We start from the raw sequence: 20,984 nt of genomic DNA on the forward strand, positions 1-20,984 counted from the left end.
ATATATGATTTGTTCCAAATCCTATATCTACATGATTTTCATTAGGTGTTGCATTTAATATTGCAATTTATAAAAGATTAAATTTTTTTAAGAAAATGTAATGTAAACATTGACTTTGAAGTTTCTGTATGGTAAGATAGAAAAAAAGACAAGTTTGCAATCTTGCCGAATCCGAAAGGTACGGAGGAACCGCTTTTTGGGGTTAATCTGCGGATTCCCGCAGTAGGGATGCCTTCTGTCCCGCACCCGACAGCTAACTCCGGAGGCATTAAAGGAAGGAGATTTGCAAAATGGAATCGAAAATAGGTAAAATTATTTTTGGTGTTTCTGTCTTTGGCATGACATTAATAGGGAATTCTTTTTTGCATCCAGTTTTTGCAGAGGGATTAGGGGTTGGAAAGGTTACGGGGAATTATGTAAATGTGAGAACAGAGGGGAGCCTCTCTGGCAGCGTAATTACGCAAGTGAGTAAGGACGAAGTAGTTACTGTTTTAGAGAAGCAAGGTGACTGGTACAGGATAAGGCTTTCTGATGGAAGAGAGGGCTGGATTTACGGAGAGTACTTATCAGTCAGGTCTTCTAATGGAGTTTCGCGCGGAGATACGGGTGAAGTTAGCGTAGGAGTTGTGACGGGAAATTATGTAAATTTAAGGAGTGAAGGCAGCTTATCAGGGAAAGTTTTGATGCAGCTTAGTAAAGGTACCCAGGTTGAGGTTTTAGACAGGCAGAACGGCTGGTACAAAGTGAAACTTTCAAATGGACAGGAAGGCTGGATTTACAGGGAGTACTTATCAGTCAGAAGCGGGGTTTATGCATCAAGAGGGGAAGTGGACAGAAGCCTCGTAGATAAATTAATAGATTTTGCCAAGTCTTTTCTGGGTACGAGGTACGTGTATGGTGGAAGTTCTCCTAAAGGTTTTGACTGTTCGGGCTTTGTATCGTATGTATTTTCAAACTTTGGTTTTAGTTTACCCAGGACTGCGGATGAGCAGGCTAACGTAGGGGATACGGTTACTCGCGACAGCTTAGAAAAAGGTGACTTGGTATTTTTTAGAACTCTGGGAAGTAGCATTATAAATCACGTAGGGATATATATTGGAGATGGACAGTTCATACACGCTTCTTCAGGGGCTGGAAAGGTGATTATAAGTCCTCTAAATGAAGGTTATTACCTTTCCCACTATGTAAAAGCAAAAAGAGTGATTAAATAGAGCACTTTAAAAGTGCTCCATAGTGTAAAATTATCGTAGGATTTTTTGAGTGAAAAAAACAAGAGACAACCCCTGTGATAAAATAGAACTTGGAAACAAAACATCACAGAAAGGGGTGTCTCTTGTGAAAAAACATATCTTTGAGGATATTATACTACAAAATGCTCTAAATTTCACTGAGGAAGTAGTAGAAATTTTTGGTGATTTGTTAAACAAAGGAATGAATATTACAGAGCTTGTAGCAAGGATAAAGGAACTCACGGACAAACTAGGTAGAGGGGCAATAGAAGCAATTATTGAAGAGTTAGATAGGATAATAAAAGAAGACAAGAGAAGGAAAGAAAAATGGGTAGTAGAGAGGAAAGATAAAAAGAGATTAACGACAGTCCTTGGGGATATTGAATATGAGAGGACATATTACAAATCTAAAGAGGATGGGAGATATACATATTTGGTGGATGATGCATTAGAGATAGGACGGCACGATAGGATAGAAAAGGGAGTAAAGATAAAGTTAGTAGAAAACGCAATAGAAGAATCATATGAGAGAAGTAGTAAAAAAGCATGTCCAGAGGAGTTAAGTAAACAGACGGTATTAAATGCAATAAGGGAAATAGGGGAAGTAGAAGTAAAGAGAGAAATAAAAGAAAAGAAAGAAGTAAGGGTTTTATACATAGAGGCAGACGAGGACCATGTACCTTTACAGGACGGGAGAGATGAAACTCCACGATTAGTATACATACATGAAGGTAGAGAAGAGAAAAACGGAAGGAACGTACTGAAGAATGTCTATTACAAAGCATATGTAGGAGAGAAACCTGAAGACATATGGATAGATGTAGCAAATTACATAGAAGACAATTACAAAGAAGAGAAGATAGAGAAGATATACATAGCAGGAGATGGGGCACCGTGGATAAAAGAGGGATTAAAATGGATATTAAAATCAAGGTTTGTACTAGACAGATATCATTTAAACAAATACGTATTAAAAGCTACATCAAAAGAGCCAAAGTATAGGGATAAGATATGGAGAGCAATAAATGAAGGGGATAAAGAAAGAGTAAAGAAGGTATTTGATGAGTTAATAAAGGCAGCAGAGGAAGAGAGAGAGAAAGAGAAGATAAAAGAAGCAAAGAAATACATACTAAACAATTGGGAAGGGATAAAAATATACAACGAAGACGAAGATGTAATAGGGTGCAGTGCAGAAGGACATATAAGCCATGTATTTTCAGCAAGACTAAGCAGGAATCCATTAGGGTGGAGCAGAGAAGGATTAAAACTAATGGCGAAATTAAGGGTATTTAGCAAGAATGGAGGAGACTTAAGAGAAGTAGAATGGGGCAAGAAAAAGAATATAAATGCAGGAAGTTACAAATTAACGAAGAAGCAAATAAAAGAAGCGGTAAGGAGAGTTAAAACGTCTACAAATGAAAAGATAAACAATATTACAGTTTTGAATATAGGGAAAGTAACGCCAATATATAGGGTTTTAAGAGCATTAAAATATGCACAAGTTATATAAAAAAGCATGATAAGTTGAAGGCTGAAATTAACTAAGTTTCAGGGGTTGTCTTAAAAAAATCCTACAGTATCTTGACACTATCAAAGTGCTCTTTTTATATTGACTATTTTGATGGCTTGGTATATCATATAATACTGTACATGATATACCTTTTTATGGAAGGAGATACCTTATGAGGGCAGTAAGGGAAGATGTAAGAAATGTAGCGATTATAGCTCATGTAGACCACGGCAAGACTACTTTGGTGGATGCCATGTTAAAACAGAGCGGTATATTCAGGTGGAATGAGAAAGTGGAAGAGAGAATACTTGACTTTAATGACCTTGAAAGAGAAAGAGGAATAACAATATTAGCTAAGAATACGGCGGTAAGGTATAAAAATGTGAAAATAAATATAGTTGATACGCCAGGACATGCTGATTTTAGCGGTGAAGTTGAAAGAGTCTTGAAGATGGTAGATGGAGTGCTTCTTCTGGTAGACTCTTTTGAAGGACCTATGCCCCAGACGAGATTTGTTTTGAGCAAGGCTTTGGAGCTTGATTTAAAGCCAATAGTTGTAATAAGTAAAATTGATAGGCCTGATGCAAGGCCAAATGAGGTCATTGACGAGGTTTTTGACCTCTTTATAGAGCTTGGCGCCAATGATGACCAGATTGATTTTCCTGTTGTGTATACTTCTGGAAAAGGTGGCATAGCAAAATTAGATTTAAAGGAGGAATCTCGTGATTTAAGGCCTCTATTTGAAACTATAATAAAATACATTCCTGCTCCTTCAGGAGACATAGAGGGACCTTTTCAGCTTATAGTCACTACTTTGGACTATGACGACTACATCGGCAGGATTGCTATTGGAAAGGTAGTGAGAGGCAGAATTAAAGCTGGAGAAGAAGTGGCGATATGCAAAAAGGGTGGAAGTATTCAGAAGTTCAACATAAACAACATATACCAATTTGAGGGATTAAGAAGGGTGCCTGTGGAAGAGGCAAAACTTGGGGATATAGTAGCCGTTTCGGGAATTAGAGATATTGAGATAGGAGAGACAATAGCGGATAAGGACAACCCTGAACCTGTAGACTTTGTAGAAATTGAGGAGCCTACTGTGTCCATGACTTTTAGTGTGAATACCAGTCCCTTTGCAGGAACAGAAGGGAAATACGTGACTTCTAGACATCTAAGAGAAAGACTTTTTAAGGAACTGGAGACAAATGTGGCTTTAAGAGTGGAGGAGACAGATTCCCCTGATTCTTTTAAGGTTTCTGGCAGAGGAGAATTGCACCTTTCTATTTTGATTGAGACTATGAGAAGGGAAGGATATGAGCTACAGGTTTCAAAACCTACAGTTATATTCAAGGAAGTAAATGGAGTAAAGATGGAACCTATTGAGCTTTTGACCGTAGATATTCCAGAAGAGTACATGGGAGTTGTAATGGAAAAATTGGGGCCCAGGAAAGCCGAATTGATGGACATGCACACTTTAAAACCGGGGACTATAAGGCTTAAGTTTAAGATTCCTACAAGGGGTTTGATAGGATACAGGTCAGAGTTTTTGACTGATACAAAGGGAAATGGAATAATGACCTCTGTGTTTTACGGCTATGAACCTTACAAAGGTGAAATTCCCTCTCGATCAAGGGGAGCTCTTGTTGCTTTTGAGACGGGTATTGCCACGACTTACGGCCTTTATCACGCTCAGGAAAGGGGAACTCTTTTTATTGAGCCAGGCACCAAGGTGTACGAAGGAATGGTTGTCGGCATGAATTCCCGAAGTGGGGATATTGAAGTCAATGTATGTAAGAAAAAACACGTCACCAATTTGCGGTCTGCAACGGCTGAAGAAGCCCTAAGGCTTTCTCCTGTGAAAAAGATGACTTTAGAGGAAGCTCTAGAATTTATAGATAATGACGAGTTGGTAGAAGTTACGCCTCAGAGCATAAGAATAAGAAAGAAAATTTTGGATTCCCAGCAGAGGTACAAAAGTGCAAAACAAAAATAGAAATGGAGCCTTTTGGCTCCCTTTTATTTATACAAGTCATTTAAAATTTTGTTTATGTAATTTATAGTTTCAGGGTAAGGGGGAATGCCTTGGTATTTTTCTACAGCTTGAGGACCTGCATTGTAAGCAGCAAGAGCCAATCTTACATCTTTATATGTATCTAGTAAATTTTTTAGGTATCTCACTCCTCCGTCTATGTTTTGAGAAGGGTCGAAAGGATTTTTTACATTTAATTCCTTTGCCGTGGATGGCATGAGCTGCATCAAACCCATTGCTCCTTTAGGGGATACAGCAAACTGATTGAAGTTGGATTCGGCTTTTATGACTGACCTTATGAGGTTTGCGTCTACTCCATATTTTTGACTGGCTTCTCGTATTAGTTTTTCAATTTCAGAGGGAGAATCCTTTTGATTGATATTCTCTATTTCGCTATTTAATATTTCTTGAAAATTTAAGGATGTGCTAAATATTTTTACATTGGCTGGGAGTCTACTCTGTATTTCCTTAAATTTTTCCTCAATTATGCTGTTTATTACGCTGTCAATCATAATTTTTTTCACCTCACTTTTATAATTCGACAAAAAATTTCAAATACCTCTTTTTTGTGAGCAAAATAGTAAAAAAGGCCTAGAAAAAATTTTTAAAGGATTTTTAGAAAAAGTATAGTATAATATAGGTGTAACGATTAAGAAGAGGAAGATATGGGATGAAAAACGAGGGAATGCTGGAAGTGCTGTTAGTCATCATTATAATTCCGCTGGTTTCTTTGCTGATTGGTTATTTTATTTCGCAAAATGTTGTGGAACCAAATATTTCAAAAGAAGAGGCTAAGCCTCAGTATATTACAATAAAAGGAATAGATGGATTTGAGGTAGTGGAAAGTGTTCACGGCAAATACGAAGAGGCCAAATATCGCCAAGATTTGCTGAGATTAAACGGCATTTTTTCTTTTATTGAGGGAGACGGTGAGAAATATAAAGTGGTTATAGGTTTGTTTCTGACTAAGGAAGAAGCTCTGGAGTTTGCAGGTTTGATGAGTTCTAAAGGGATTACGCCTGAAGTTTATGCCAAAAAGTCGCCTTATTTAAAAATAAAATATGACAAGAATTTAACATCAGAAATAGAATATTTTACAAACAAATTAGACGAATTCCAGCAAATTTTGGGGTACATTTCTGTTCTTTCATTTAAGAGCTTTAATGGAAGTATTGAACCTCAAGAGGTACAAGAATTGAAAAGAAAAGTAGAGGTGATGAATAAAGACAAAAAGGCATTTAAAGAAAAAGAAGTGGAAGAGATATCTGGAGAGGTCGACAAGATTGTTCAAAAAATAGCAGACAGTGTAAAGTTGATAGAGATTTCCAGCAGCTTAAAAGATAAGAATACTTTTTCACTTTTGCAGCAGCTTTTGTGGAATTCATGGGGAGATTATAACAATTTTTTAGAAAATATTGCGAAATAGCGGGGTGCTTGCTGTGAAGCTTAGGGAGATAAAAGAGATTTTAGAGGCTCAAGTGCTTTTGGGAGAAGAAAAGTTGGAAGAGGAAGTATTTACTGCATGTGGTGCTGATTTGATGAGCGATGTGCTGGCATCTCGGGATGAAAAAGCAGTATTATTGACAGGCCTTACTAATGTTCAGGTGGTGAGAACTGCAGAAGTTGTGGGTGACATAAAATGTATAATCTTTGTAAGAGGGAAAAGCCCAGGAGATGATGTGCTGGAACAGGCAAAAAAAGCAGGCCTTGTGGTGATGAAGACGAAATACCCTCTTTATATTGCCTGTGGGCTTTTATACTCCAATGGGCTGACCTGCAGAAGTGGTGAAAAGAATGGCGCTTTACAGTAAGGAATTTGAAGTAAAAGCGAGAGATTTTGATTCTGCTGGAGAGGTGTCAAGCAATTTAAGGGCAATTTTAAAGCAACTTTCCTTGGCCCCTGATATAGTGCGCAGAAGCTGTATAGTGTGCTATGAAGCTGAGATGAACATCATAATCCATTCTTACGGAGGGACTATTAAGATAGAGATTTTTGAGGACAGGATCAGGATAATAGCGGAAGATACAGGGCCTGGCATAGAGGACATAGAGCTGGCGATGAAGGAAGGCTATTCTACTGCTCCAGAAGAGATAAGGGAGATGGGATTTGGGGCAGGCATGGGACTTCCCAATATAAAGGCAAACTCGGATTTTATGGATATAAAAAGCAGTAAAGATGGCACTGTTGTAGTGGCAGAAATATTGTTTTAAGAGGTGTGTAAGATGACTTATTTTCATTCTGTGACTTTGGATAAGGACAGGTGCAGAGGATGCACCAACTGCATAAAGAGGTGTCCCACGGAGGCCATAAGGGTAAGAGAAGGGAAGGCCAGGATTATAAATGAAAGATGTATTGACTGTGGAGAATGCATAAGAGTCTGCCCATATCATGCCAAACTGGCTGTTACGGATAGTTTGGAAATTATGAAAAATTTCAGGTATAAAATCGCTCTTCCTGCTCCTTCTCTATACGGGCAGTTTAAAGACTTGTCTATCAACCAGATATTGAGTGCTCTTTTAGATATTGGATTTGATGAGGTGTTTGAAGTAGCTTATGCTGCAGAGATTGTTTCTAAATTTACAAGAGAAGCTTTACAGAAGGGGAATCTGAAAAAACCGGTAATTTCTTCTGCATGTCCTGCTGTTGTAAGGCTCATACAGATTAGGTTTCCATCTCTTATTGACCATCTTCTTAATATATGTTCTCCTATGGACACAGCTGCAATAATTGCAAAAAAACAGGCAGTGAAGAAAACAGGGCTTAAAGAAGAAGAAATAGGAGTTTTTTTTATATCTCCCTGTGCTGCTAAAGTGACAAGCATAAGAAATCCAGTAGGCCTAGAGAAATCCAAGATTGATGGAGCTTTTTCAATGAAGGAAATATACGGGAAAATACTTGAAAAAGCGAAAACTACTGTAGTAAGAGATTTGAGCAAAGCTACCATGATAGGAGTAGGATGGGCTAATTCAGGAGGAGAAGCTTTTGGTACTTTTACAGAAAATAGCATATATGTAGATGGGATACACAATGTCATTGATGTCTTAGAAGAGATAGAACTTGGGAAATTGAGTGATTTAGATTTTTTTGAGGGGCTAGCGTGCATAGGCGGATGTATAGGAGGACCTCTGACAGTTGAGAATCCTTTTGTTGCTAAAAATAGAATAAGGAAGTTGGCTGAAAGTCTGCCAAAGAGGGAACAACCTCCCGTAGATGAAGACCTTGTAAGTTTTGAAGAGGTGAAGTGGATAAAGAAAATAGAAAAAAGTGAAGTGATGAAGCTAGACAAAGATATTTCTAAAGCACTGGAAATGATGAAAGAAATAGACAGAACTCACAAGACTTTGCCAGGTTTAGACTGCGGATCTTGCGGGTCTCCCAGTTGCAGGGCTTTAGCAGAGGACATTGTAAAAGGCTGTGCTACAGAAAATGACTGTATCTTCATTTTGAAGGATAAAATAAAAGCCTTAGCGGAAGAGTTAAATGATCTAGCGGGGAAAAAACCACCTGTTATTAAGTAAAAAGGAGAGGAGAATGTATGGGTATTAAAGTAGAAAATCTTCTTAAAAAAGGTTTTTCATTAGTAGCGGGAGAGAAGGGGATCGATAGAGAAATTGAGGGAGTGTATATTTGCGATTTGTTAAGCTGGGTTATGTCTCATGCAAAGGCGAAGGATGCTTGGATAACCATTCAAAGCCACATAAATGTTATAGCTGTAGCTCTTCTTTCTGAAATAAGCTGTGTGATTTTGCCAGAGAATGTCAAGTTAGACGAAGATGCAAAAGCAAAGGCTGAAGAAGAGGGCATTCCTGTTTTGAGTTTTTCTGGAACTTCTTATGAGGCGGCAATAATACTGCACGAGATGATGAAATGATGGTTTACTATGACCTTCACATTCACACCTGTCTGTCTCCCTGCGCATCCGATGATATGACACCTAACAACATAGTCAATATGGCTCTCCTAAAGGGACTAGATGTAATCGCAGTGACAGACCACAACTCAGCTTTAAATGTAGAAGCTGTTTATAGAATTGGGAGGAAAAAAGGCCTAATAGTGGTTCCTGGGATAGAAGTGCAAACTAAAGAAGAAGTACATGTGCTGTGTTATTTTTATTCAGTGGAAGAGTGTATCAAATTTAGTGAAATTATTAACAAAAATATGACTAAAATAAAAAATAATAAAACAATCTTTGGCAATCAAATTGTAATGGATGAGAAGGACAGGGAGATAGGGGAGATGGAGGAATTACTGTTAGTATCTTCTAATTTTACTATAAGCGAGATTTTTCAATACATAGAGGGGAGGGGGGCTGCGGTTCCTGCCCATGTGAATAGGGGAAGTTACAGCATTATTTCTAATCTTGGGTTTATTCCTAATATAAAAAGTTTATCAACAATTGAAATATCTAAGAGCACTGACAAAAAAGTTTTTTTAAAAGAGCATCCAGAATGCAAAAAATATAGAATAATAAGCTCTTCTGATGCTCATCATCTGGGGTATATTTCGGAAAGAGAAGAATTCCTACCTTGTGACTTGTCATTGAAAAGCATTGTGGATTGGCTTTGTGGTTGCTAATTTTTTTGTAATCCTACCAAAATGGTTGTGATTATCAGAAAATAAAAATTTTTTTATAAATGTTTGTTAAAAAATTAATGAAATTATGATATAATATTAACGAATGATGAATTAAAAGTGCTATGATGAAAATTTTGTGAAATTTCTCATTCAAGGAGGGAAAGGCAATGCAGGGCATGAAAGAAGCAAGTTTGGAAGAAAAGCTTGTAGAGAAGTTTGGCAAAGATAAGGTTGAGAAGTTCAAAAAGTCAATAGAAAATTACAGAGAAATCCCCGGTTCACTAATTGCTGTCATGAATGACGCTCAAGAGATTTTTGGATATCTTCCCATAGAAGTTCAGCTTTTCATCTCACAGGAGATGAAGGTTCCTTTGACGGAGATATTCGGGATTTCGACCTTTTATTCAAGATTTACTCTGAAGCCTTCTGGAAAGTACAAAATAAACCTTTGCATGGGAACTGCTTGTTATGTTAGAGGAGCTGCTATGTTGCTGGAAAAAATTAAGGAAAAGTTGGGCATAGAGGTAGGGGAGACAACAGAAGACGGTAAATTTTCTCTGGAGCCAACAAGATGCCTTGGAGCATGTGCACTTGCACCCGTTATGATGATAAACGGCGAAGTTTTTGGAAGGCTTACTCCTAATGACGTGGATGAAATACTGAAAAAATTTGAATAGGGATTTATAAATCATGAAAGAGTTGGCTCTCTATATACTAGATTTGGCTCAAAATAGCGTAAGAGCTGGAGCGAAAAATGTTGAAATTGAAATAGAAGAAAATCCCCAGGAAGACCTTTTGACAGTTTATGTTAAAGATGATGGATGTGGGATGAAAAAGGAATTTTTAGAAAAAGTGACAAGTCCTTTTGTCACAACGCGAAAAGAAAGAAGAGTTGGACTGGGTATTCCGCTTTTTAAGGAACTGACAGAAGAGTGCGAAGGAACTTTCGAAATTTTCTCTGAAGAAGGAAAGGGCACGAGGATAAAAGGGACTTTTAAACTTTCCAGTGTGAATCTCATTCCAATAGGGGATATAGCTTCTACAATTGTGTCTTTAATAATGTCAGCACCGCAGATTGATATTGTCTATAGATTTAAAAAAGGCAGTCGAGAGTTTGAATTTGACACAAAAAAGATTAGAGAAGTTCTAAAAGACGTGAATTTGAATGATGTAAGAGTGCTCTCATGGATAAGAGAGTATGTAGAAGAGGGAATGAAGAAAAGTGAAATGGAGGTGTAAAAATGAAGACATTAGAAGAATTAGAAAGGATTAGAAAGGAAACTCTTGAAAAGATAAACCTCAGAAAAGATAGGTCGGGAGTAAGAATTGCTGTTGGAATGGCTACTTGTGGCATTGCAGCAGGGGCAAGGCAGGTTATGATGGCAATACTGGACGAACTGGCAAAGAGAAATGTGACAAATGTGCTTGTGACAGAGACAGGATGTATAGGCATGTGCAAGTTAGAGCCGATTGTCGATGTTTATATGCCGGGGCAGGAGAAAGTCACTTATGTAAAGGTTGATGAAAAGAAGGCAAGACAAATAGTAGTGGAACATGTGATAAATGGCCACCCAATCAGGGAATGGACTATAGAAAATTACGAGTAAGAGGAGGGATATTAGATGCTTTACAGGTCTCACGTAATGGTATGTGGTGGAACTGGCTGTACTTCATCAGGTTCTGACGAGGTAGCTGAACGTTTCATAGAAGAGATTAAAAAAGCGGGTTTGGACAAAGAAATACTGGTTGTGAGGACAGGATGCTTTGGACTCTGCGAGCTGGGTCCTGTTGTGGTAGTTTACCCGGAAGGGGTTTTTTACAGCAGAGTAAAGCCAGAGTATGTGCCTGAGATCGTAGAGGAGCATCTTTTAAAGGGAAGACCTGTCAGAAAGTACATCTACGGTGAGAGCCTAGAAGAAAAGGCTATAAAGCCGTTGGAGGAGACACCTTTCTTCAGAAAACAGAGAAGAATTGCTCTTAGAAACTGCGGTGTGATAAACCCTGAAGACATAAGAGAAGCTATTGCTTTTGACGGGTATAAAGCGCTTGCGAAGGTTCTTACAGAGATGACTCCTGAGCAAGTAATTGAAGAGGTCAAAAAATCAGGATTAAGGGGAAGAGGCGGTGGCGGATTCCCAACAGGTGTGAAATGGGAATTTGCTTACAAGCAGAAAGAAACCCCTAAATATGTTGTGTGCAATGCTGATGAAGGAGACCCTGGCGCTTTCATGGATAGAAGCATACTGGAAGGAGACCCCCACAGTGTTTTAGAAGCAATGGCAATAGCTGGATATGCAATAGGTGCAAATCACGGTTATATATACGTGAGAGCAGAGTATCCTCTGGCTGTAAAAAGGCTTAAGATTGCGATTCAGCAGGCGAGAGAGTACGGACTTTTAGGAAAGGATATATTTGGCACAGGGTTTGACTTTGACATTGAAATAAGGCTTGGAGCAGGTGCTTTTGTCTGCGGTGAAGAGACAGCTCTTTTAAACTCTATTATGGGTAAAAGAGGAGAGCCGAGGCCAAGACCCCCCTTCCCGGCGGTGAAGGGTGTATGGGGCAAACCCACAATTATAAATAACGTGGAGACTTTTGCAAATATTCCTCCCATCATATTAAACGGCGGAGAATGGTTCGCAAGCATTGGAACAGAAAAATCTAAAGGAACGAAAGTTTTTGCTCTCACCGGTAAGGTGAATAACACCGGACTCATTGAAGTGCCTATGGGTACAACTTTAAGAGAAATCATATACGAAATAGGCGGAGGAATACCCGGAGGAAAGAAATTCAAAGCTGTTCAGATAGGCGGTCCTTCTGGCGGATGCATACCGGCAGAGCTTTTAGATACTCCGATTGATTATGATTCTTTAACCAGTGCAGGTGCGATGATGGGTTCTGGCGGACTTGTTGTGATGGATGAAGACACATGTATGGTCAATGTGGCGAAGTTCTTCCTCGAGTTTACTGTCGATGAATCCTGCGGTAAGTGTGCTCCTTGTAGGATTGGTACGAAGAGGATGCTGGAGCTTTTGGATAAGATAACTTCCGGAAAAGGAGAAGAAGGAGATATTGAAAAGTTAGAAGAACTGGCAAAGACCATAAAGGCAACGGCTCTATGTGGTCTTGGACAGACAGCACCCAATCCTGTACTTTCTACTTTGAGATATTTCAGGCACGAATATGAGGCCCACATAAAAGAAAAAAGGTGCCCTGCCGGTGTATGTACAGCGCTTTTAAGCTTTGTTATAGATCCTGAAAAGTGCAAAGCCTGTGGAATTTGTGCAAAGAACTGTCCTGTTGGAGCTATTTCTGGTAAGCCAAAGACGCCTTATGTGATTGACCAAGAGAAGTGTATTAAGTGCGGAACATGTATTGATAAGTGTCCGTTTGGCGCAATATACAAAAAATAAAAGAGGAAGGAGTGTAAAAGGATGGACAAAGTTCGCGTTACAATAGATGGCATAACTGTAGAAGTGCCTTCCTACTATACGGTACTGGAAGCGGCAAAAGAAGCCGGCATAGACATACCTACTCTTTGCTATTTGAAAGAGATAAATCAAATTGGGGCTTGTCGCATATGTCTAGTTGAGATAGAGGGAGTAAGGAATTTACAGACTTCCTGCACCTACCCCGTGTTTGATGGGATGAAAGTCTATACCAATACTCCAAAGATAAGGGAAGCTCGCAGGCTAAATCTTGAACTCATACTGTCAAATCATGATAGAAACTGCTTGACCTGCGTAAGAAGCACCAATTGTGAGCTTCAAGCCCTTGCTAAAAGACTTGGAGTAGAGGAAATAAGGTTTGAAGGGGAAAATATAAAATACCCTATAGATGATGCCTCCCCTGCAGTTGTGAGAGACCCTAATAAGTGTGTGCTCTGCAGAAGATGTGTTGCAGTGTGCTCAGAAGTTCAGAATGTATTTGCTATTGGAATGGTAAACAGAGGATTTAAGACAATGGTAGCTCCATCTTTTGGAAGAAGCTTAAAGGATTCACCCTGTATTAGCTGTGGCCAGTGCATAATGGTATGTCCTGTTGGAGCTATATACGAAAAAGACCATACAAAGAGGGTTTATGAAGCTTTGGCAGATGACAAAAAATACGTTGTAGCTCAGACTGCTCCAGCTGTAAGGGTAGCATTAGGAGAAGAGTTTGGAATGCCTGTTGGTACCATTGTCACAGGGAAGATGGCAGCAGCACTGAGGAGAATGGGATTTGATGCGGTATTTGATACAAACTTTGCAGCAGACCTCACGATAATGGAAGAGGGTTCTGAGCTTTTAGAGAGAATAAAACATGGCGGAAAGCTTCCTATGATAACCTCCTGCAGCCCTGGCTGGATAGCTTTCTGTGAGAAGTACTATCCGGAGTTTATAGACAATCTCTCCACCTGCAAATCTCCTCACATGATGATGGGGGCACTGGTAAAGAGCTACTACGCGGAGAAAAAAGGGCTTGACCCTAAAGATATATTCGTAGTGTCAATAATGCCATGTACAGCGAAGAAGCTTGAGATTGAAAGAGAAGAGATGATAAGAAATGGAATGAAAGATGTGGATGCCGTGCTTACCACAAGAGAGCTTGCGAGAATGATAAAAGAGATGGGAATCGATTTTGTGAACTTAAAAGATGAAGAATTTGATGAGCCTTTAGGCATGTCTACAGGAGCAGGTGCCATATTTGGGGCTACAGGCGGTGTCATGGAGGCAGCATTAAGGACTGTCGCTGAAATTGTAGAGGGAAGAGATATAGGGAAGATAGATTTTGAAGAAGTGAGAGGTTTAGAAGGTGTGAGAGAGGCTACAATAACAATTGACGGGATGGATATAAAGATTGCTATTGCCAATGGAACAGGAAATGCTAAGAAGCTCCTTGACAAGGTAAAGGCAGGAGAAGTCGAGTATCACTTTATAGAAGTGATGGGATGCCCAGGTGGCTGTATAATGGGTGGAGGACAGCCAATCCACAATCCTAACGAGATGGAAGAAGTCAAGAAATTAAGGGCAAAGGCAATTTACGAGATAGACAAGAACCTGCCTATAAGAAAGTCCCACGAGAACCCGGCGATAAAGAGGCTTTACGAGGAATTCCTGGGTTATCCTTTGAGCGAGAAATCCCACGAACTTCTGCACACCCACTATTCAAGAAAAGAGCTTTATCCTCTCGTGAAATAAAGGAAGGTCCCCAACGTTTGTTGGGGGCTTTGCCATTTTTTTATTCAAAAGTTAGTTATAGAAATATATATAATTTGTGATATAATAAAAAGGAATGATATTTGCCACAAGGAGTGAAACGATTTGAGAAGAGGAAAAAGCGGCTGGACATTGTTGTTTTTGCTCTTAGTAGGACTGATACTAGGTGGTTTTGTAGGAGACCTTTTGGGACGTTTTTTCAAAGAACTTTCTTACGCTCAAGTAATAGGCATGAACAATCCTTTGACACTGGACCTCAATTTTTTAAAGTTCTCTTTTATGCTCACTTTTAAAATAAATATAGGCACTGTAATAGGACTTATATTGGCTATTTATTCCTATTACAAGATGTAGGTGGGATGTATGAAAATTTTTCTCGCGTCTAAATCTCCGAGGAGAAGAGAACTTCTTGAAAATCTAAATTTTCCATTTCAAATTGTGGAGAATGACATTGAAGAGGTTTCAAGCGAAAAAGAACCATCAAAATATGTGATGGATTTAGCCTTTAAAAAGGCGCTAAAAGCAGCTGAGAACATAAAAGAGGAAGCAATAGTGATAGCGGCTGATACGATTGTGGTAGTAGATGGCGAGATTTTGGGCAAGCCAAAAGACAGAGAAGAAGCTTTTTCTATGTTAAAAACTTTGCAAGGCAGAGAACATATCGTTTATACAGGAATAGCAGTAATTAAGCTTCCAGAGATGAAGCATTCTGTCGATTATCAAGAGACAAAAGTGTGGATAAGAAGATTAGAAGATGAAGATATATCAAACTATATAGATACAGGAGAATGCTGGGATAAAGCCGGTGCATACGCTATTCAAGGATTCGGGTCCTTAATTGTGGAAAAAATTGAGGGAGATTATTTCAATGTAGTAGGACTGCCTGTTGCCAAGCTTTTTGACCTGTTAAAAAGGGAATTTGGGGTGAAGTGGGTTGGGAGAGGATTTGAATATAAGGATAAAAGACTTGCCTTATGAAGAAAGGCCCAGAGAAAGGCTAATAAAATACGGACCCCAGGTGCTTTCAAATGCCGAATTGATTGCCATAATAATAGGTACAGGGAGCAGAAGAGAAAATGCTATAAGTTTGGCTCAAAAGCTCATTACAGAGGAGAGAGGATTAAAGTTTATTGTCAACTCAAGTGTGGAAAAGCTTGCGAATATAAGGGGGATTGGAATAGCAAAAGCTGTAAAATTAAAAGCGGCAGTGGAGTTAGGAAGAAGATTGATGCTTTCAACGCAAGGGGAAAATTTTTCTGTAACTTCTCCTGAAGACGTCATAAACCTTTTGATGGAGGAAATGAGGTACCTTTCTAAAGAGCATTTCAAAGTAGTGATGCTAAACGTTAAAAATAAAATAATTGCCATTGAGACGATTTCTATAGGGAGTTTAAACACCTCAATCGTTCATCCTAGGGAGGTGTTTAAAGCTGCTATAGAAAGGTCTGCTTCTTCTATAATTTTAGTTCACAACCATCCGAGTGGAGACCCTACTCCTAGCAGGGAGGATGTAGAAGTGACAAAAAGATTGGTGGAAGCGGGTAATATTCTTGGAATAAAAGTCTTGGACCATGTTATAATTGGAGATGGGAGAGGTATAAGTCTCAAAGAAAAAGGGTATTATGATTTTGAATAAGAAAGGAAGGAGTATACACAGATGAGAGGATTTTCAAGGGATATTGGAATCGACTTAGGAACTGCTACAACCTTAGTTTATGTTCAAGGAAAAGGGATTGTTTTAAGAGAGCCTTCGGTTGTGGCAATGCGAACAGATACAAAGACGATCCTTGCCGTTGGCGAAGAAGCGAAGAGGATGGTAGGAAGGACTCCCGGAAACATAATTGCTATAAGGCCCATGAGGGATGGGGTCATAGCAGATTTTGATATAACAAAAGCCATGCTGGATCACTTCATAAGCAGAGTAAATCCCAGGAAAGGGCTTTTCAGGCCAAGAGTGATAATTGGCATTCCTTCGGGAGTTACAGAGGTAGAAAAAAGAGCAGTAATTGAAGCGGCTTTGCAGGCAGGTGCAAAAGAAGCCCATACTGTAGAAGAACCAATGGCAGCAGCTATTGGTGCAGGGCTTCCTGTAGAAGAGCCTACCGGCAGCATGGTGGTGGATATTGGCGGTGGAACTACTGATGTTGCGGTGATTTCCCTTGGCGGGATAGTGACTAACAAGTCTTTGCGGGTTGGCGGAGATGAAATGGATGAGGCCATAATAAATTATATAAAGAGAGAATACAATCTTATGATTGGAGAAAGAACTGCTGAGGAGATAAAGATTCAGATTGGTTCGGCTTTCCCAAAAGAGAAAGAAGAGTCAATGGACATAAGAGGAAGAGACTTGGTCTCTGGTCTTCCAAAGACTTTGAGAATTACTTCTACCGAGATTCTAGAAGCCTTAAAAGAGCCTCTTTCTAGCATTGTTGAGGCTATAAAGATGACTCTAGAGAAGACTCCGCCAGAATTAGCTGCGGACATTATGGACAGGGGTATAATGCTGACAGGTGGAGGAGCCCTCTTGAGTGGCATAGACAAGCTCATAAGGCAGGAGACAGGAATGCCTGTTCAGATAGCGGATAATCCTACAGATTGTGTAGCACTTGGAGCGGGTAAGATTTTGGAAGAAAGTTCTTTGTTCAGGAGAGTTTTAAGCCCTGCAACTAGAGTTTGAGAGGTGTTTTAAGTGCCCCGTTTTTTTAGAAATAGGCAGCTTATTTTGGTGCTTTTAATAGCCGTGGCGCTTATTGCCGCCATGGCTTATACTTATGATACAGAGAGATATCTTACGAAAGCAGAATCTGTGATAGGCAGTGTGTTTACTCCTGTAGGCAAGGTCTTTTATCGGATGACAAATGGCATTTCTGATTTTTTTTCCTCTATAAGAGAGATTGGGACTTTAAGGGCTACAAATGAAAAGCTTCAAAAAGAAGTGGAGAAATTGAGGAAGGAAAATATAGAGCTTCAGGAATTAAAAAATGAAAATCTGAGGCTAAAAGAAGCGCTTGATTTTAAGACAGAAAATCCAGAGCTTGACCTTAAGTTAGCTTCTATCACAGGTAAAAATCCTGGCAACTGGTTTAATATATTTACCATTGACAGGGGTAAAAGAGATGGAATAAAGCCCGGAATGGCAGTTTTAGACGAAAAGGGAAACATGGTAGGGCAAGTGACGCAGGTGGGTGATAACTGGGCTAAGGTTTTGGCAATTATAGATAGGGATAGTTCGGTAAGCGCTGTAGATGTAAGGACCAGGGATAATGGGATAGTAAGGGGAGATTCTCAAGGGGGACTTGTCATGATATACCTTCCCCTTGATGCGGAGGTCTTAGAAGGAGATATTATAACCACTTCTGGCATGAGCAGATTTCCAAAAGGCCTTGTAATAGGAAAAGTTGAAAAAGTGACAAAAGAGCCGGGAGCACTTTTCAAACAAGCACTTGTGAAGCCGGCTGCTGATTTTGAAAGGCTTGAGTACGTGTTTGTCGTCCTTAACATGACTGAAACGGGGAAATAAAGCTATGAAGAGACTCTACAAGTATTTATTGATTCTTTTGCTGATAATTCTCCAATCTTCTCTTTTTAAGTTTATTGATATCTTAGGCATAAAACCTGACGCAGTCTTTATCTTTGTCTTGAGCTTATCTCTTTTGAACGGGCCTTGGGAAGCGGTTTACTTAAGCCTTTTTGCGGGTCTTGTCCAGGATGTCATCTTTAATAACGCCTTGGGAGTCAGCACATTTTCTTTGCTTGTTGTATCTTATATCACAGGGCTTTTGAGTAAAAATGTCTTTAAAGAAAGCACTTTTGTGGCCTTTGTGTTTACCTTCTTAGGTACATTACTCTACAACTTGATAATCATGTTTTCAATGGTCTTGATGAAGTACCAGTTTAACTTTTTGGAAAGCCTTTTGGATGTAGGGATGATACAATCAGTGTACAATTCGCTCATTGTTGCCTTTGTGTACAGGTACATCGTGGCTTTTAACAGATATGTGAGTGAGAATAAAAAACTTTTTTCTAGAAAAAGTTGGTTTTGAAGGTGATAGAGTTGAGTGAAGCCTTAAAAAAGAGGTTTTACGTCCTTGCCTCCATAATAGGGATACTGCTTTTACTTCTTGTTTCCCGACTGGTTTACCTGCAGCTTATAAAGGGAGACTATTATAGAGAAATTTCCATAAAGCAGGCGATTCGCTTGATTCCCATTGATGCCCCAAGAGGCGAGATTGTAGATAGGTACGGTGTAAAACTTGCTACAAACAGGCCTAGCTTTTCTGTAGACATTTTAAAAGGTGAAGTTGTGGACAGCCATTTGAATGAGACTATATTGAAGTTAATACATTTACTAGAAAAAAATAATGTAAAGTATAAAGATGACCTTCCTCTTTATTTGAACGACAAAGGAGAGCCTTATTTTAACTTTAAAAATCCTGATGAAGGAGATGTCTCACCTGAAACCTTAAAAGAGAGGGAAAAGGCGTGGAAGAAGGCAAACAATATAAATGAGAGCGCCACAGCAAAAGAGACGTGGGATATTTTAATGAAAAAATTTAAGATTTCAAAAGATTTGAGCCCTCAGGATGCAAGAAAGATAATGGTTGTGAGGCAGCTCATGGAAGAGCAGGGATACAATCAGTACCAACCAGTCGAAATAGCAGTAGATGTGGACCAGAAAACAGTGGCAGAGATTGAAGAAAGGCATTTAGAGCTTCCTGGCGTGATGATCAACATAAAGCCGATAAGGTATTATCCATATGGGACCCTATTATCTCAAACCTTAGGCTATATTGGCCGCATTACTCCTGAGGATTTAAAGAAACTAGATATAAAGAAGTACAAGCTGACAGACTTAGTGGGACATTCAGGAATTGAAGCTTTGTATGAAGAGTATTTACACGGGAAAGATGGAGGGCAGCAGGTGGTAGTTGATAATTACGGAAGGCTTATCAAAAATTTAAGCACAGTGCCACCTGTTCCGGGAGATACAGTTTTTCTCACTATAGACAAGAATATTCAAGAGGCTGCAGAGGAAGCCCTCATAAATACTATGCAAAAATTAAGGGAGGGCAAATTGGGGAAACCGCGCCCCAACGCAAAAATTGGAGCAGCAGTAGTTGTGGACATACACTCAGGGAAGATTTTGGCTTTGGCCAGCGTGCCTGGTTTTGACCCCAATATATTTGCTACGGGAAGTCCCCCAAAGGATGTAGTAAATGAGCTTTTTAGGGAAAGAGATGCAACTGTTGATCCGAGCCCTATCTTCAATTACGCCACCCAAGGAGCAGTGCCTCCAGGGTCTACTTTTAAAATGATAGTTGCTCTAGCGGCGCTTGAGACAGGTGTCACTACTGTGGATGAGAAGTATCTAGACCCCGGTGTATACATTACCGGGCAGACAAACTGGCTGTGGAATGAATACGGTAGGACACAGGGCTGGGTCAATGTGTCAGATGCTATCAAGTACTCAACAGACACCTATTTTTATGAGATGGGAAGGAGAATGGGAATAGATAAAATAGTGGAATATGCTAAAAAATTTGGCTTAGACCAGAAGACAGGCATTGAGCTTCCGGAAGCTAAAGGGATTATCGCAAGTCCCCAGTATAAAAGAGAGTTTTATCTGGCACTTATAAGGTCTATGGTAAAAAGCGAAAGAAACCCCGATGGCCCTATAACTGAAGAGCAGTACAATAAAATTGTAGAGATTGTAGACAAAGGAGACTTGAGTGACTACAATACTTTTCTCAAGTTAGAGAAAATGGGAATAAAAGATCCAAAATTGCAGAGAAAACTTTGGGAGATGATGTATTACGCCAGACATTGGAGCCTGGCTGACACCTGCAGTGCGGCTATTGGGCAGGGAGACAATCAGTTTACCCCTCTTGAGATTGCAAGTTACATCTCAACCTTGGTAAATGGTGGAATTCGGTATAGACTCCACCTTGTAGACAAGATTGTAGATGCTGAAGGGAATATAGTCAAAAAGACAGAGCCAGAAATTTTAGGCAAAATAGACATTCCTAAAAAGTACCTAGATGCGATAAAGCTAGGCATGAAGGGAGTTACTGAAAGAGGGGGAACGGCAAGCGCTGCATTTGACGGTTTTCCCATGACTGTAGGAGGTAAAACTGGTACTGCAGAGGTAGGCATAAAGGGAAGGGATAATTACGCCTGGTTCGTAGGTTTTGCCCCCTATGACAATCCTCAAATTGTGGTAGTTACTGTTATTTATCAAGGGGGAGGCGGTTCATACGCTGCTTACGTGGCAAGAGATATATTTGACGCCTACTTTGGGCTGAGCAAAAGCGGAGAAAGAGAGACGTTTAATCTTGTAAATACTCCTTTAAGGTAAAGAGGTTTACCCTCTTTTTTCTTTTATAAAGCAGGAAAAATGCATTTTGTGGAGAATATAGATATTTAGATGAAATTACACTGGAGG

General features: G+C 39.5%; 22 protein-coding genes and 1 riboswitch. Of the genes, 21 read left to right on the forward strand and 1 reads right to left on the reverse strand.

The genetic code is table 11. From position 1 onward, the window contains the following. Positions 1 to 153 precede the first annotated feature (153 nt). A riboswitch (cyclic di-AMP (ydaO/yuaA leader) is annotated at positions 154 to 283 on the forward strand. Positions 284 to 290: 7 nt separating this feature from the next. From TTE_RS04220 to typA, 3 genes are all read left to right on the forward strand, one after another. Continuing rightward, positions 291 to 1,211, forward strand: a complete 921-nt coding sequence (locus TTE_RS04220; protein ID WP_011025263.1) for a C40 family peptidase — start codon at positions 291 to 293, stop codon at positions 1,209 to 1,211. A 124-nt stretch (positions 1,212 to 1,335) separates the two neighbouring features. Continuing rightward, positions 1,336 to 2,739, forward strand: a complete 1,404-nt coding sequence (locus TTE_RS04225) for an ISLre2 family transposase (RefSeq protein WP_011025025.1) — start codon at positions 1,336 to 1,338, stop codon at positions 2,737 to 2,739. 172 nt (positions 2,740 to 2,911) lie between these two features. Continuing rightward, the gene (gene typA / locus TTE_RS04230) at positions 2,912 to 4,732 is read left to right on the forward strand and encodes a translational GTPase TypA (RefSeq protein ID WP_011025264.1); all 1,821 of its coding nucleotides are present in this window, start codon (positions 2,912 to 2,914) and stop codon (positions 4,730 to 4,732) included. Between the two features lie 23 nt (positions 4,733 to 4,755). Here typA and TTE_RS04235 read toward each other — a convergent pair whose 3' ends face one another. Then, positions 4,756 to 5,277 carry a lytic transglycosylase domain-containing protein gene (locus TTE_RS04235; RefSeq protein ID WP_041587296.1) on the reverse strand — a complete coding sequence of 174 codons (522 nt, stop codon included), beginning with the start codon at positions 5,275 to 5,277 and terminating at the stop codon, positions 4,756 to 4,758. Positions 5,278 to 5,438: 161 nt separating this feature from the next. On the opposite strand from TTE_RS04235, the gene TTE_RS04240 reads away from it, so the two are divergent. The 18 genes from TTE_RS04240 (at position 5,439) to TTE_RS04325 (ending at position 20,897) form a co-directional block, all read left to right on the forward strand. Then, positions 5,439 to 6,194 carry an SPOR domain-containing protein gene (locus TTE_RS04240; protein WP_009609853.1) on the forward strand — a complete coding sequence of 252 codons (756 nt, stop codon included), beginning with the start codon at positions 5,439 to 5,441 and terminating at the stop codon, positions 6,192 to 6,194. 13 nt (positions 6,195 to 6,207) lie between these two features. Further along, positions 6,208 to 6,579: a DRTGG domain-containing protein gene (locus TTE_RS04245; RefSeq protein ID WP_011025266.1), complete on the forward strand. Its 372-nt coding sequence runs from the start codon at positions 6,208 to 6,210 to the stop codon at positions 6,577 to 6,579. Then, positions 6,563 to 6,979, forward strand: coding sequence for an ATP-binding protein (locus TTE_RS04250; RefSeq protein WP_011025267.1), 417 nt, complete (start codon positions 6,563 to 6,565; stop codon positions 6,977 to 6,979). Before TTE_RS04245 ends, TTE_RS04250 begins: the two co-directional genes overlap by 17 nt. Before the next feature lie 12 nt (positions 6,980 to 6,991). Next, positions 6,992 to 8,287: a [Fe-Fe] hydrogenase large subunit C-terminal domain-containing protein gene (locus TTE_RS04255; RefSeq protein WP_009609830.1), complete on the forward strand. Its 1,296-nt coding sequence runs from the start codon at positions 6,992 to 6,994 to the stop codon at positions 8,285 to 8,287. 17 nt (positions 8,288 to 8,304) lie between these two features. Continuing rightward, positions 8,305 to 8,640: a DRTGG domain-containing protein gene (locus tag TTE_RS04260; RefSeq protein ID WP_011025268.1), complete on the forward strand. Its 336-nt coding sequence runs from the start codon at positions 8,305 to 8,307 to the stop codon at positions 8,638 to 8,640. Further along, positions 8,637 to 9,344, forward strand: coding sequence for a PHP domain-containing protein (locus TTE_RS04265; RefSeq protein ID WP_011025269.1), 708 nt, complete (start codon positions 8,637 to 8,639; stop codon positions 9,342 to 9,344). Before TTE_RS04260 ends, TTE_RS04265 begins: the two co-directional genes overlap by 4 nt. A gap of 176 nt (positions 9,345 to 9,520) precedes the next feature. Continuing rightward, entirely contained in the window at positions 9,521 to 10,021 is a 501-nt protein-coding gene (locus TTE_RS04270) for an NAD(P)H-dependent oxidoreductase subunit E (protein WP_041587297.1), read from the forward strand. 13 nt (positions 10,022 to 10,034) lie between these two features. Continuing rightward, positions 10,035 to 10,583, forward strand: a complete 549-nt coding sequence (locus TTE_RS04275; protein WP_009609865.1) for an ATP-binding protein — start codon at positions 10,035 to 10,037, stop codon at positions 10,581 to 10,583. Positions 10,584 to 10,585: 2 nt separating this feature from the next. After that, positions 10,586 to 10,951, forward strand: a complete 366-nt coding sequence (locus tag TTE_RS04280) for a (2Fe-2S) ferredoxin domain-containing protein (RefSeq protein WP_011025271.1) — start codon at positions 10,586 to 10,588, stop codon at positions 10,949 to 10,951. 15 nt (positions 10,952 to 10,966) lie between these two features. Beyond that, positions 10,967 to 12,757: an NADH-quinone oxidoreductase subunit NuoF gene (gene nuoF, locus TTE_RS04285; RefSeq protein ID WP_009609861.1), complete on the forward strand. Its 1,791-nt coding sequence runs from the start codon at positions 10,967 to 10,969 to the stop codon at positions 12,755 to 12,757. Between the two features lie 21 nt (positions 12,758 to 12,778). Further along, positions 12,779 to 14,524 carry an NADH-dependent [FeFe] hydrogenase, group A6 gene (locus tag TTE_RS04290; protein ID WP_011025272.1) on the forward strand — a complete coding sequence of 582 codons (1,746 nt, stop codon included), beginning with the start codon at positions 12,779 to 12,781 and terminating at the stop codon, positions 14,522 to 14,524. A gap of 123 nt (positions 14,525 to 14,647) precedes the next feature. After that, positions 14,648 to 14,896 carry a DUF4321 domain-containing protein gene (locus TTE_RS04295; RefSeq protein ID WP_011025273.1) on the forward strand — a complete coding sequence of 83 codons (249 nt, stop codon included), beginning with the start codon at positions 14,648 to 14,650 and terminating at the stop codon, positions 14,894 to 14,896. A 9-nt stretch (positions 14,897 to 14,905) separates the two neighbouring features. Continuing rightward, a complete protein-coding gene (locus TTE_RS04300; RefSeq protein ID WP_041587125.1) occupies positions 14,906 to 15,520 on the forward strand; it encodes a nucleoside triphosphate pyrophosphatase in 615 nt (204 codons plus the stop codon). After that, a complete protein-coding gene (radC, locus tag TTE_RS04305) occupies positions 15,477 to 16,178 on the forward strand; it encodes a RadC family protein (RefSeq protein WP_011025275.1) in 702 nt (233 codons plus the stop codon). The genes TTE_RS04300 and radC overlap by 44 nt, the downstream gene beginning before the upstream one ends. Positions 16,179 to 16,199: 21 nt before the next feature. Beyond that, on the forward strand, positions 16,200 to 17,219 hold the full coding sequence (locus TTE_RS04310) for a rod shape-determining protein (protein ID WP_011025276.1): 1,020 nt from the start codon (positions 16,200 to 16,202) through the stop codon (positions 17,217 to 17,219). Between the two features lie 12 nt (positions 17,220 to 17,231). Continuing rightward, positions 17,232 to 18,062 carry a rod shape-determining protein MreC gene (mreC, locus tag TTE_RS04315; RefSeq protein WP_011025277.1) on the forward strand — a complete coding sequence of 277 codons (831 nt, stop codon included), beginning with the start codon at positions 17,232 to 17,234 and terminating at the stop codon, positions 18,060 to 18,062. Between the two features lie 4 nt (positions 18,063 to 18,066). Then, the gene (gene mreD, locus TTE_RS04320) at positions 18,067 to 18,585 is read left to right on the forward strand and encodes a rod shape-determining protein MreD (RefSeq protein WP_011025278.1); all 519 of its coding nucleotides are present in this window, start codon (positions 18,067 to 18,069) and stop codon (positions 18,583 to 18,585) included. Next, complete coding sequence (locus TTE_RS04325; RefSeq protein WP_041587126.1) at positions 18,582 to 20,897, forward strand: penicillin-binding protein 2; 2,316 nt, start codon at positions 18,582 to 18,584, stop codon at positions 20,895 to 20,897. The genes mreD and TTE_RS04325 overlap by 4 nt, the downstream gene beginning before the upstream one ends. Positions 20,898 to 20,984: the final 87 nt, after the last annotated feature.

It is taken from the genome of Caldanaerobacter subterraneus subsp. tengcongensis MB4, assembly GCF_000007085.1.
GTDB lineage: Bacteria > Bacillota > Thermoanaerobacteria > Thermoanaerobacterales > Thermoanaerobacteraceae > Thermoanaerobacter > Thermoanaerobacter subterraneus.